This is a genomic window from Coprococcus sp. AM11-30B (assembly GCF_027674365.1).
In the GTDB taxonomy this organism is placed as follows: Bacteria; Bacillota; Clostridia; order Lachnospirales; family Lachnospiraceae; genus Allocoprococcus; species Allocoprococcus comes.
Genome location: NZ_JAQDVB010000009.1, coordinates 17,085 through 29,776 on the forward strand (window position 1 = coordinate 17,085; position 12,692 = coordinate 29,776).

A 12,692-nucleotide genomic window follows, 5' to 3' on the forward strand; every position below is an offset into this window, starting at 1 on the left:
TTTCTTAGTAACTATTTTTATTCCTCAAATGGGTTTTTACATGGCATATCACGGAATTCTTTTTCCTGGAAAAGATTGTCACTCATCTGTAAAAGCAGTCTTCTGCACAGTATTTTCTCTTCTGTGCTCATATTCTTCAGGAGTGTATCTTCCGTGCTTCGGAGAATCTCATGCATGTTGCCAAGAATCTTCTCTCCACGTTCTGTCAGATGGATCCTTGTCATCCGCTGGTCTTTTTCGTCCTGCTCTTTTCTAATATATCCGAGCTTTTCCAGTTTCTGAACTGCTACATTCACCGATGGCGGCGTAATATGAATATGATCTGCAAGCTCTCTCTGTGACATCGGTCCTACCATCTGCAATATTGCAAGAATTCCTGCCTGTCCGGCTTTCAGCTCTGTATCCTTCATCTGGTTCGTCACATACCATTTATACATATGTCCGACCTGTGCAAGAAGAAGTTGTACCGGCATATTCTCCCTGGTAAAATCCCCACACTCAAATTTATCCGACTTCACCCTTTCACCTCCCGCAATTTAATTAGATGTCTATTCATTAGAAGTCTAATCGTTATTTTATGCGTATCACACATATAAGTCAACATTTATTCTCAATAATTTATATTTTTATAATATTTTTCACAAACAAATAATTAAATGCCTAATTATTATTTTCTCATATTAAAACACCACGAAAATCAAAAAAGGACTCTTCTGCTATTTTCTGTGCAAAAAAGTCCTTATCATTTACCATATCTGCCTTACCTGTAAAGCTTTATTCAATTTTTCACAAATTACATATCTTGCAGGAATGCCTTCACATTTTCCTCTTTTGTCGCCCAGGAAGTGCATAATCGGATCACACTATGGGTCTCATCGTACCTTTCCTGATAAGTTACGCCATATTTTTGACGGATTTCCTGCAATTTGGCATCTTCCACAATAATGAACTGCTGGTTGGTATTGCTGTCCATGAAGAATTCATATCCTTTTTCCTTCAGTCCGTCTTTCAAAAGCATTGCCATATCAATCGCATGTTTGGAGATTTCAAAATAAAGACCATCTTTAAAAAGCTCCAGGAACTGAACGCCAAGCAGTCTTCCTTTTGCAAGCATTCCACCTTTCTGTTTAATGCAGTAACGAAAATCTTGCTTTAGACATGGATTTGTGATTACCACAGCTTCTCCGAACAATGCACCGACCTTTGTTCCTCCAATATAGAATACATCACAACACTTTACAATATCCGGAAGTGTCACATCGGTTCCCGGTGCCATCAGCCCATAACCCATTCTTGCCCCATCCAGGAAAAGATAAAGTCCACATTCCTTACAAATAGAAGAAATATCTTCAAGCTCTGCTTTTGTATACAATGTTCCTACCTCTGTCGGATGTGAAATATAAACCATCTTTGGCTGTACAATATGTTCACGAGACTCATCACTCCAGTGCAGGTCGTAATATTCCTTGATCTGCTGTCCTGTGATTTTCCCTTCCTTTGAAGGAAGTGCCAGAACTTTGTGTCCGGTCGCTTCTACAGCTCCTGTCTCATGGACATTGATATGTCCGCTATCTGCACAGATCACTCCCTGAAATGGACGCAGAATAGAAGAAATTACTGTAAAATTCGTCTGGGTTCCTCCCACCAGAAAATGAACATCTGCCTCCGGTGCTTCACACACCTTCTTAATTGCTTCTCTCGATTCTTCACAGTAAGGATCTTCCCCATATCCTACTGTCTGCTCCATATTGGTCTCGGCAAGCTTCTCGATAATTCTCGGATGTGCCCCTTCTGTGTAATCGCTAGTAAACAAAATCATTTCAACATACCCTCTACTTTCTCTTTTAATTCTTTTGTAGCCTGCTCAATATCCGGCTGTCCGAAAACTGCACTGATCACGGCAACTCCGCAGATTCCGTTTCCGGCAAGCTCTGTCACATTCTCTTCCGTGATTCCCCCAATTGCCACAACCGGAATGTCCACCGTCTCGCAGATTTCCTTTAAAACCTTATGATCCAGCTTTGTTGCATCTGCCTTTGATGTCGTGCCAAAGACTGCACCGACTCCCAGATAATCGGCTCCATGTGCCTGCGCCTTTAGCGCCTGCTCCACCGTCTTTGCCGTAACACCGATGATCTTATCCTCACCCAGTGTTTTCCGCACATCAAGAGCTTCCATATCGCTCTGCCCCACATGCACACCATCGGCATCTACCTTCTTTGCAATCTCTACATTGTCATTGATCACAAATGGTACATGGTAGGATTTACAGAGTCTGGCAATCTCTTTTGCTTCTGCCAGAAACTCTTCCTCACCCAGATTTTTTTCCCTGAGCTGGATAAATGTAGCCCCACCTTTCAGCGCTTTTTCCACCTGGCTGTACAGGCTTTCTCCATTCAGCCAGTGACGGTCTGTTACCGCATACAGAACCATATCTTTCTTATCTAATCTCATATTTTGCACCTTCTTCCAATTCTTTTCCTTCCATATTATAAATCGCATCAATGATCCGATTACGGTAGGTTGCGTTTCCATCTCCCGGCTGCATATATTTCCAGCCAGTCTCACCGGCAAGCCCCATGGCACAGACCGCTGCTGCCGCTGCTTCCAGATTGTTCTCCGGATTCGCCGCAAGGAATGCCGTCATCATCCCGGAAAGCTGACACCCGGTTCCGGTGATCCGTCCCATCTCCGGACGACCGTTCCGGATCACAAAGCACCTCTTTGCATCACTTACAAGGTCTATTCCTCCAGTCACAGCAATCACGGAACCTGTCCTTCTGGAAAAATCCTTTATAAACGGAATCATTTTCTCCAGATTCTGCTCCGTCAGTGTATCTGCCTCGTCTGCATCCACACCACTCGTTGTACCATGTCCTGCTGCTAAGGTCTTGATCTCAGAAATATTTCCTCGGATCACATCAAACTGAATATCACGTATCAGATTCAGTGCCGCCTCTGTCCGGAAGGTACTTGAGCCAGCTCCGACCGGATCCAACAACACTTTATGATGCAGTTCGTTGGATTTTTTCCCGGCTTTTTGCATACTTTCAATCTTGCGCGGATTTAACATTCCCATATTGATATTCAGCCCCTGACAGATGGATGTGATTTCTTCAATATCAGTCGGCTCATCTGACATAATCGGACTTGCACCGCAGGCAAGAACCATATTTGCCACATCATTGATCGTCACATAATTGGTGATATTGTGTATCAGTGGTGCTTTTTTTCGTACTTCATCCAGATAGTTTCCAAGCATTCTTTTCCTCCGGTAAATCATATTATTTCTTATATCTTTAAAATTGTCTCTATAATTATAAAAAGACAGATATATGTCTGCCTTTCTTCTTTTCACTATTTCTTATTATACTCTTGATTTTCTGAAATGCAATCTGCATTTACCTGAAACATATGTCATTTCCATTCTCGTGTTACTGTATCCGGCAGATCTATAAAAGACTTCTCCAGATAACAACCGGGGCAGATGCTTTTTCACATCCGCCCCGGCTTCTTATTCACATGTTCACATGGATTTCAATATTCTATTTGCTTTCTGCTGCTTTCTTGCTCATCTCCGGTTTTACAATGAAGATTACCAGAAGAAGTCCAATCAGAGTAACGACTGCTGCTGTCCAGAATACAGATTTTACACCATTCTGGATCAGTGCTACATTGGTCGGATCAGCTGATGTACTTGCATTATATGCGACTGCAAATACCGCAACTGCAATTGTTCCTGAAAGTGAATTTGCAAAATTAACCAGAGAAGTTCCGATTCCCATGTCCTCCGGTGCCAGCATTGCCTGTGCTGTCGGCGTAATGGATACGGCACGGAAACTTTCGGCAATACCTGTAACTGCAAGTGCTACAAAATAAATCATAATCGAAGCACCTGAATTTGTTACCAAAGCCATCACTGCCATCGGGATTAACGCCAGACTTGTGCCGATTACCATTGCCTTCCATGCATTGGCTGCTTTCTTTCCTACCCATGCACCTGCAATGGTCGGAAGAATAATTGTAATAAGTGTACGAGGCATCTGCAGTGCACCTGCTGCACTCGTGGATGCTCCCATAACCTGCATGGCACCGATCGGTGCATAATAGTTCATGGCATTCTGATAGAAATAGCAGATAAATCCTACAATAAGGAGTACTGTGTAGTTTTTATTTTTAAATAATTTCATTGGAATCAACGGCTCTGCAGCTTTATTTTCAATCTTAACAAGTGCAATAAGAGCAATGATACCAATTACAAGACCTGCAAGAATCATTGGATTTGTCCATCCCATAGAAGATCCAAAGTTCAGTGCAAGAAGAATTCCACAAAGTGATACGATAAGTGCGATCATACCCGGAACATCAATCGTAACTTTTCCTTCACGTTTCTGATTTGGCATATTCATTCCGATCAGTACAATACCAAGAATAAGCGGAACTGCCGGCATAAGGATTGCTACAGTCAATAATCCCATATCTGTTAAAATACCAGCGATAATACTTCCTCCAAAACCACCAACAGCGATTGCAGTTGCAAGCATACCCATGGCCTTTGGTACATCTTTTCTTTCATTGATAAGACCTGCGATAATGTATGGTGCTGCTGTAAATGCGCCCTGTGCAAGGCTGACAATCAGTCTGAGGATCATCAGTGGAATCAGAGATCTCACAAATGCAAATGCAAAACCTGCAAGTGCACAGATAATTCCAGGAATCACTACAATGTTTCTTCGCCCAATAAGGTCACCTAATTTTCCTCCGATCGGAGTCATAATCGATACACCGATCGCACCTACGATAGAGAAGAGTCCTACATATCCCATCGCATCAACTTTTTCAAGGATAGGTGCTGTTAACGTTGCAAATACCAGTCCATACATTGCTACGGAAAGCATCATGCAGATACATCCGATCTGAACCAAGTTTTTTTTTGCCTTCGGAAGCGGAATCGCAACCTGTGGCTGTGCCTGCTGTTCTTTACTCATATTCTTTTCCTCCTGTTCCTAAAGAAACCTTTACTCTCTATTTGTTATTTTTAAGCCACTGTGAAGCGCAATGTGCAAGACAAGCTGCTCCAATCGGGCAAACATCCTCATTAAACTGTGCTTTCGGATGATGTGCCGGATACTGTCCTCTTTCATCCAGATATCCTGCTGACAGATACATAAATGTACTTGGAACCTTTTCAGCGATCACTGCAAAATCTTCAGAAGCACTTGCAGAAATTCCCGGATATGGTGTGAGTCCCGGAATTCCAAGCTCCTGCATATATCCAACCACTTCGTCGGTAAGCTTCGGATTGCAGATCAGCGGAGGAACTTCTGAGATCATCTCAATATCAACGGTTCCGTTATATACAGCTGCTGTCTTTTCAGCGACTTCTTTCATTCTGCGGACCAGAAGTTCTCTTGCTTCCGGCTTGTTGGTACGGATCGTTCCCTGGAGAACAGCGGTCTCAGGAATGATGTTTGCTGCAGTTCCGCCTGCAAACTGTCCGATTGTAAGTACACAAGAATGTGTCGGATCACTTTCTCTTGCGATCAGTTCCTGCAATGCAAGATGGATATGAACTCCGATGTTGATCGGGTCAACTCCTACATGTGGATAAGCACCATGGGATCCTTTTCCATGGATGGTGATCTTAAATCCATCTACAGAATACATCATTGTATCCTTATCATTGTACATAAAAAGTCCAATCGGCATTTTTCCCGGTGATACATGGTACGCAAGCGCTGCATCAACCGGAGGATTCTCAAGAATACCGTTCTCGATCATATTCTTGCTTCCTTCAAAAGTCTCTTCTGCCGGCTGGAACATGAATTTGATAGTTCCTTCCAGTGTATCTTCTTTTTCTTTCAGCATCTTTGCTGCTGTAAGAAGCATTGCAGCATGGAAATCATGTCCGCATGTATGTGCTTCTTTTCCTGTAGGACACGCAAATTCTTCTCCGCTTTCTTCCGGCATCGGAAGTGCATCCATGTCTGCTCTCAGAAGAAGAACTTTTCCCCCTTTACCAAGTGTGGCTGTTACCCCGTAACCACAATCCTTCGGCTCAAGTCCGTATTCTGTCAGCTTTTCCATAACATAAGCTTTGGTCTTTGGAAGATCCAGACCAGTTTCAGCATTTTTGTGGATGTGTCTGCGGTTTGCAATTGTTTCATCCTTTAATTCCAATGCTCTTTCATAGTAATTCATACTAAGCCCTCCTTTAACTTTGTTCCTGCCATTTACGTTAAAAATACTGTTCTACTTTTAGTATATTTACAGAATATTTTTATTTGTTTTTGGAACATTTACAGAATAGTTATCACGATTACAATATACCAACTTCTAACATTTTAGTCAATAATATTACAGAATATTCTTGATTTTCGTTGTTTTACCTATTGATTCGTTATTTTTTTTAATTTTCAGAATATTATGGTTGATTTATGGAAGATAATTTTATATGATACTTTTTGAGAGGTGAATGAAAATGAGAAGAAAAATTGTGGCTATTACCAGCCAGTACTTAAAGGAACCTATCTCGCAGATCGTCTCAGAACTAAAACTAAACTGCGACATCCAGGTGGTTTCCTACAACAAATTTGACACAATATCAGAAGTTTACGATTCTTACGCCGGGGACACTGACGGATTTCTTATCAGTGGTAAGATCGCAAAAGCTGCCATTGAGTCAACTGCGCACGCTTATAACCGTCCGATCGTATCCTTTGAAATTGATACAGCCGGTCTGTACCGTGCTCTTTTGAATCTGCTGATTTCCAACCGGGATCTGGATATGGACCGGATTATTCTGGATTTCCTGATTCCGATCGACGGCGGCTGTACTGCAACCGCTTTCCTTAAGGAGCTGGACATTGATACAGTTCCACCACATATTAACAACTGGACTAAGGCACTGACACGCACCAGTATCAGTACGATTGAAAATCATGTCCTTTCAGAGCTGATCCGTATGTGGAACAACAATGAAATGGATATGGTTCTCTGTCAGTACAGTAATATCCTGCCGGAGCTTCGTGCGCACGGGATCCCGACGATCTATCCGCTGCCAAGTGTCAGCCATATCCGGGATCTTGCAAATGAACTTCTGTCCACGATCGAGCTGGAGCACATGCGTTCCAACCTTCCGGTTATCATCAATGTATCTCCCCATAGTTCGACAGATAACACACCGGAAAATATCCATCAGATCTATGTCTGTATGGAAGATTTCTTTAAAAAGAATCTGATGAACTGTATTCCTCAGAAAGTGGATAATCACTGCAGTGCCCTGACCACTGTGGAAATGCTGCAGCATATTACGCACAATAGCAAGGTCTGCGAACTGAATGAATTTCTCACCGGCAAACTGCATTTTGAATGTGCTGTAGGATACGGAATCGGGGCAAATTTTGACAATGCGATCCGTAATTCTGTAAATGCCCGCAAAGAGGCTGTTCAGTTTGGAAAAAGTTTTATCCAGAATGAAAACGGAGATATGATCGGACCTCTGGGTTCATCCGACCGGAGAGTGATCCAGAATCAGTATGTGCAGAATCTTGGAAAGATTGCAAAGCAGTGTAATCTTTCACCGGTTACGATCAAGAAAGTCCTTGCCAGTATGCATGCTGCCGGTTCAAATAAGATTACAACGCACGAGCTTGCCGAACGTATGGGAAGTACGGTGAGAAATGCGAACCGGATTATTCAGAATCTGGAAAATGGGGGAGTCGCGAGGCTCGCATATACGCAGACGACCAATGCGAAGGGGAGACCTGTTAAGGTGTACGAGTTAGATTTTAATTTCTAAAGAAATGAATTGATTTACAAAAATATAGGTTGTGTCAGCATCAGACGAAAATAATTCCCACCAGATTCTTTGTGCAAACAATTGAATCTGGTGGAAATTATAGAGTATAAAAAATCTCCCGGAACTGCTTCCGAGAGGGTTCTACAGGGGATGACAGAATCGAACTGCCGCTAAGAGTTTTGGAGACTCCTGTCATACCATTTGACCAATCCCCTATTTGATTTTATGATCTAAAAAAGACCACTTGTTATTTATAGCACAGTGGTCTTTTTTTGTCAATGAATTATTTTAGTTTTTCGCATTTTGGTGGATTTCATCAAGGTGAAGGATTCTCTGGTTGCGGCTTCCGCGGAATTCCAGGGTGAGATCTTTTTCGGCTTCGATGAACTCGCCGTCTACGAGGGTATCGATACAGGCGAGCATCTTGCCAGTGTATTCGGTGTAGACTTTTCCGCCGGGGATGAGGTCTACATCATAGAGATATCCGGTGTAGCACCAGACATTTTTCTCCGGGTAGCTTTCTTTGATCTTTTGCAGGAGTCCTGCGAGTTCTTTCTGGTTTTCTGGCTCGAAGGGTTCGCCGCCTAGGAGGGAAAATCCCTGGATATATGCCGGTTTAAGTGCTTCGAGGATCTCTGCTTCTACTTCTTTGGTATATGGATTACCGTAATTGAAATCCCAGGTTTCGGAATTGAAGCATCCTTTGCAATGATGCCGACAGCCAGATACGAAAAGGCTGACCCTGACGCCGGTTCCATTTGCGATATCGTAATTTTTAATTGTTCCGTAATTCATATCTTTATACTTCCCTTTTTCTCATTATAGCAGTACTACTCTGCTGTCCGTTCTTACTCTTCTTATCAATTATAGCAAATCACACCTGAAAATCAACCACTATTGTCCTCCGGTAAAGCACGATTCCAACCGCTCCGGCGGTTTTTTGACTCCTCCAAATGCTGTGATGAGTGCTTCTACGATTTGTCCGCATACGGTCGCCCAAGCAACTGCTTTTTTGCAAAAATAATATTAGCGTTTTACAGCCAGCTCCATTATACTATACTTATAAACACCCAAAATGTGAAAGGCAGATCAATCCAATGGTAAGAAAACTATTTTAACTGCCCACACAAGCAAAGGAGGGATTCTCATGACGAAAAAAGCAGCGCCAAAAATTTATTTTATTCTGTTACTTTTGTTTATTCTGCTTACTGGCTGCTCAGACAAAAAGGCATCTGAATCAGCCGTAAGTCCGGAAGCAGAAGCAGTAATTACTGCAATGTTTACTGCGCCAAATGAAGAATTATACTCTCCGGATGCTTCTAATGTAATCGGTGAAAATACTGATGCAAATTCTGATGATGCTTTCGCCAATTCTGAGAAAATTCTCGAAAACTGGAACAAACTTGTAGGAAAATACTTTGAAACGGGACGATTAGAATATTTTATTTCAACCTATGGTCAGACCTATCTGTCCGAAGCAGCTTATAATAATACAAAAATAACGGTAAAAGATATTTCACTTGATTCCAAAACAGATGATTCTGAAACAGTTCTTGTGACTTTTAAGATCAATAAAGAAGAAATGGTCGAAAAAATCTATTTTTCTTATGACCAGGATGGTTTGATAAAAGACGTTTATCCAATTAATTTTAAATAATTTATAATAAAGGACACGGCTTCGCCAAGCGAAAGCCGTGTCCTTTATTATATCTTCTCACTATTTTTTCAAAAACATTTCCATCCTTACAGATGCAGTACCCTGTCCTTAATCTCCTGGGTCCTTCCCTGATTCCAGAACTGGGTTCCGATATATCCGCAGGTTCTTCTCGCTACAAAGAGCTTATCCTGATCCCGGTTGCCACAGTTCGGGCATTCCCATACCAGCTTTCCGGTCTCGTCCTCGATGATCTTAATCTCTCCGTCATAGCCGCAGACTTCACAGAAATCACTCTTGGTATTCAGCTCTGCATACATGATATTCTCATAAATGTACTGTAATACGGAAAGTACCGCCGGAATATTGGTCTGCATATTCGGTACTTCGATATAGCTGATCGCCCCACCCGGTGAAAGCTTCTGAAATTCCGATTCAAATTTCAGTTTGCTGAACGCATCAATTTTTTCGGTAACATGTACATGATAGCTGTTCGTAATATAGTTCTTATCTGTAACGCCCGGAATGATTCCGAAACGCTTCTGCAGACATTTTGCGAACTTGTATGTGGTAGATTCCATCGGTGTGCCGTATACGGAATAGCTGATATTTTCTGCTTCTTTCCATTCTTTACATTTATCATTCAGGCGCTGCATAACTGCCAGTGCAAATGGCTTCGCCTCCGGATCTGTATGGGATTTGCCAAGCATCCGCATACACATCTCATAAAGTCCTGCATAGCCAAGAGAAATGGTGGAATATCCGTCAAATAACAGCTTGTCAATCGTCTCACCCTTTTTCAGACGGGCAAGTGCCCCGTTCTGCCACAGGATCGGTGCAACATCTGAAACGGTTCCGAGAAGGCGTTCATGTCTGCACCGAAGTGCTCTGTGACAAAGCTCCAGTCTCTCATCCAGGATTTCCCAAAAACGTTCCATATTGCCCTCTGCTGAACATGCCACGTCAACCAGGTTGATCGTTACAACCCCCTGATTGAAACGTCCATAGAACTTATGACTTCCGTCTGCATTTCTCTGGGAATCTTCTACGGTAAGGAATGAGCGGCACCCCATGCACGGATAAACATCTCCGTTTTTCAGTTCTTTCATGATCTTTGCAGAAATATAATCCGGCACCATACGCTTTGCCGTACATTTTGCAGCCAGCTCAGTCAGATACCAGTATTTGGAATCCTCGGTAATATTATCTTCATCCAGTACATAGATCAGCTTCGGGAACGCCGGTGTGATCCATACACCCTTTTCATTCTTAACACCCTGCATACGCTGCTTCATCACTTCTTCGATGATCATCGCAAGGTCATCCCTGGTTCTTCCTTCCGGGACCTCATCCAGATACATAAACACCGTTACGAAAGGTGCCTGTCCGTTACAGGTCATCAGTGTGATCAGCTGATACTGGATCGTCTGGATTCCGCTCTGTACTTCGGTACGAAGTCTTCTCTCTGTGATCTTGTCGATGATCGCATCATCCAGAACCTCTCCGGATTCTATTCTTTCTTCAATGACACTCTTGCGGAGCTTCTGACGGCTTACATCTACGAATGGTGCAAGATGTGACAGCGTAAATGACTGTCCGCCATACTGGTTACTTGCAACCTGTGCAACGATCTGTGTGGTCACATTACACGCGGTAAAGAAACTATGTGGTTTCTCGATCATCGTCTCGCTGATGACAGTTCCGTTCTGGAGCATATCCTCCAGGTTGATCAGATCACAGTTGTGCTCTTTCTGTGCAAAATAGTCCATATCATGAAAATGAATGATTCCTTCTTCGTGTGCACGGACGATTTCCTCCGGAAGAAGGACTCTCTTGGTAAGGTCCTTGCTGACCTCTCCTGCCATGTAATCTCTCTGTGTAGAATTGATCACAGGATTCTTATTGGAGTTCTCCTGCTTTACTTCCTCGTTCATATGATCGATCAATGCAAGAATTCCGTTATCCGTTGTATTCGACTTTCTGGTTAATTCTCTCTTATAGCGATAGCGGACATACTTCTGGGCAACCTCATAACCACGCATCTCCATAATGCCGGTCTCAACCATATCCTGGATGTCCTCCACATTCACTGCATGCGTAAATTCCTCTGCCTGCTGTGCAATCTTCTCCGCAATTGCAATGATCTGAAAGTCATTCATCCTGTGGATGTTCTCAACCTCTTCATTCGCTTTTTTGATCGCATTCACAATCTTCTCCAGCCGGAAGTCTACTTCCTCACCGTTTCTTTTGATTACTCTCGTCTTTACTTCCAAATCCATCCCAACTTTCTCCTAACTTTGTTCCATCGCTCCACAAAATATAGTGTCACTTTTAAGTTTCTCCACTATATTTTGCGCTCTGTAGTATATGATACCCCATATTCACGAAAATGAAAAGGGGGATTTTTGTTTTTTTTATGTTATTTTTTTATCTTGCCATTTTCCAGATTCGGTCTTAAGAATTCTTCTTTCGCATACTCCCAGATCGCTTCTGAGCCTTTTGCCGTATTCCGGTTACGGTTCAGGATCTGTTCAATATGAACATCGTGTTCCTCCCACGCTTTGCCGTCTGTAGCCGCATTTAACATGATCGGCTGGATATTGTCCATCGTCCGGGCAAACTTCGACTCAGCAGTCTCCTGTGCCTCAAATTCCTCCCAGAGCGCCCGAAATTCCTTTCCCTGCTTTTCCGGAAGAAGTCCGAAAATCCGGTCCGCAGCCTTCACTTCCCGTTCCCTCTGCGTCTTCTTCGCATCTTCATCATAGGCATAGGTATCCCCCGCATCAATTTCTACAATATCATGGATCAAAAGCATCGTCACTGTCTTAAGAACATCGATCTTCTCATTGGCATATCCCGCAAGCAGAACCGTCATGATCGCCATATGCCACGCATGCTCCGCGTCATTCTCCTTACGCACCCCATCCGTCAGATATGTCTGCCTTCCAATAAATTTTTCCTTATCAATCTCCCGAAAGAAATTAAATAATTGCGTAAGCTCCTCTTTTTCCACGTTTTTGCTCCTTCTATGATGAAATACACTCTATTTGAACACCTCAAAATCCTTTTTCTCAGTACACGCACACTGTTATATATTCTACCACAAACTACCCTGTATCGGAACTTTTATTTTGTAAAAGATTGTACCATTTTTCCCAATAAATTTTGTCAAAAATTCCGTATTGAAAAAGCGCGCAATCTGTAGTAGATTACGCGCTTCCACATAAATTTGTTTCC

At 42.6% G+C, this 12,692-nt stretch carries 11 protein-coding genes and 1 tRNA gene; 2 read left to right on the forward strand and 10 right to left on the reverse strand.

What is annotated here, in order from left to right:
• Nucleotides 1-17: 17 nt before the first annotated feature.
• The 6 genes from PGU50_RS07365 to PGU50_RS07390 all read right to left on the reverse strand — a co-directional run bounded on the left by PGU50_RS07365 (nt 18) and on the right by PGU50_RS07390 (nt 6,201).
• Complete coding sequence (locus PGU50_RS07365; RefSeq protein WP_117556915.1) at nt 18-518, reverse strand: MarR family winged helix-turn-helix transcriptional regulator; 501 nt, start codon at nt 516-518, stop codon at nt 18-20.
• A gap of 275 nt (nt 519-793) precedes the next feature.
• A complete protein-coding gene (locus tag PGU50_RS07370; protein WP_270246556.1) occupies nt 794-1,819 on the reverse strand; it encodes a threonine aldolase family protein in 1,026 nt (341 codons plus the stop codon).
• Nucleotides 1,816-2,454, reverse strand: a complete 639-nt coding sequence (thiE, locus tag PGU50_RS07375; protein ID WP_117556911.1) for a thiamine phosphate synthase — start codon at nt 2,452-2,454, stop codon at nt 1,816-1,818. The genes PGU50_RS07370 and thiE overlap by 4 nt, the downstream gene beginning before the upstream one ends.
• Nucleotides 2,441-3,262, reverse strand: a complete 822-nt coding sequence (gene thiM, locus PGU50_RS07380) for a hydroxyethylthiazole kinase (protein WP_118217481.1) — start codon at nt 3,260-3,262, stop codon at nt 2,441-2,443. The genes thiE and thiM overlap by 14 nt, the downstream gene beginning before the upstream one ends.
• A gap of 283 nt (nt 3,263-3,545) precedes the next feature.
• Complete coding sequence (locus PGU50_RS07385) at nt 3,546-4,988, reverse strand: MFS transporter (protein ID WP_270246558.1); 1,443 nt, start codon at nt 4,986-4,988, stop codon at nt 3,546-3,548.
• Nucleotides 4,989-5,025: 37 nt separating this feature from the next.
• On the reverse strand, nt 5,026-6,201 hold the full coding sequence (locus PGU50_RS07390; protein ID WP_008374392.1) for a M20 family metallopeptidase: 1,176 nt from the start codon (nt 6,199-6,201) through the stop codon (nt 5,026-5,028).
• A gap of 280 nt (nt 6,202-6,481) precedes the next feature.
• Between PGU50_RS07390 and PGU50_RS07395 the strand changes: the two genes are divergently transcribed.
• A complete protein-coding gene (locus tag PGU50_RS07395) occupies nt 6,482-7,801 on the forward strand; it encodes a hypothetical protein (protein ID WP_270246559.1) in 1,320 nt (439 codons plus the stop codon).
• Between the two features lie 144 nt (nt 7,802-7,945).
• Here the strand turns inward: PGU50_RS07395 and PGU50_RS07400 are convergent.
• Nucleotides 7,946-8,016: transfer RNA gene (locus PGU50_RS07400), tRNA-Trp, on the reverse strand.
• Between the two features lie 73 nt (nt 8,017-8,089).
• On the reverse strand, nt 8,090-8,596 hold the full coding sequence (gene nrdG / locus PGU50_RS07405; protein ID WP_117835428.1) for an anaerobic ribonucleoside-triphosphate reductase activating protein: 507 nt from the start codon (nt 8,594-8,596) through the stop codon (nt 8,090-8,092).
• 352 nt (nt 8,597-8,948) lie between these two features.
• Between nrdG and PGU50_RS07410 the strand changes: the two genes are divergently transcribed.
• A complete protein-coding gene (locus PGU50_RS07410) occupies nt 8,949-9,458 on the forward strand; it encodes a hypothetical protein (protein ID WP_270246560.1) in 510 nt (169 codons plus the stop codon).
• An 86-nt stretch (nt 9,459-9,544) separates the two neighbouring features.
• Here PGU50_RS07410 and nrdD read toward each other — a convergent pair whose 3' ends face one another.
• Both nrdD and PGU50_RS07420 read right to left on the reverse strand, forming a co-directional pair.
• Nucleotides 9,545-11,734 carry an anaerobic ribonucleoside-triphosphate reductase gene (gene nrdD, locus PGU50_RS07415; protein WP_008374382.1) on the reverse strand — a complete coding sequence of 730 codons (2,190 nt, stop codon included), beginning with the start codon at nt 11,732-11,734 and terminating at the stop codon, nt 9,545-9,547.
• Between the two features lie 140 nt (nt 11,735-11,874).
• Nucleotides 11,875-12,468 carry an HD domain-containing protein gene (locus PGU50_RS07420; RefSeq protein ID WP_055249251.1) on the reverse strand — a complete coding sequence of 198 codons (594 nt, stop codon included), beginning with the start codon at nt 12,466-12,468 and terminating at the stop codon, nt 11,875-11,877.
• Between the last annotated feature and the right edge of the window lie 224 nt (nt 12,469-12,692).

Bases quoted from the DNA above. Each gene is read 5' to 3' on its own strand.
- PGU50_RS07395 (WP_270246559.1), top strand. From the start codon at position 6,482: ATGAGAAGAAAAATTGTGGCTATTACCAGCCAGTACTTAAAGGAACCT.
- PGU50_RS07385 (WP_270246558.1), bottom strand. From the start codon at position 4,988: ATGAGTAAAGAACAGCAGGCACAGCCACAGGTTGCGATTCCGCTTCCG.
- thiM (WP_118217481.1), bottom strand. From the start codon at position 3,262: ATGCTTGGAAACTATCTGGATGAAGTACGAAAAAAAGCACCACTGATA.
- PGU50_RS07410 (WP_270246560.1), top strand. From the start codon at position 8,949: ATGACGAAAAAAGCAGCGCCAAAAATTTATTTTATTCTGTTACTTTTG.
- PGU50_RS07390 (WP_008374392.1), bottom strand. From the start codon at position 6,201: ATGAATTACTATGAAAGAGCATTGGAATTAAAGGATGAAACAATTGCA.
- nrdG (WP_117835428.1), bottom strand. From the start codon at position 8,596: ATGAATTACGGAACAATTAAAAATTACGATATCGCAAATGGAACCGGC.
- thiE (WP_117556911.1), bottom strand. From the start codon at position 2,454: ATGAGATTAGATAAGAAAGATATGGTTCTGTATGCGGTAACAGACCGT.
- PGU50_RS07370 (WP_270246556.1), bottom strand. From the start codon at position 1,819: ATGATTTTGTTTACTAGCGATTACACAGAAGGGGCACATCCGAGAATT.
- nrdD (WP_008374382.1), bottom strand. From the start codon at position 11,734: ATGGATTTGGAAGTAAAGACGAGAGTAATCAAAAGAAACGGTGAGGAA.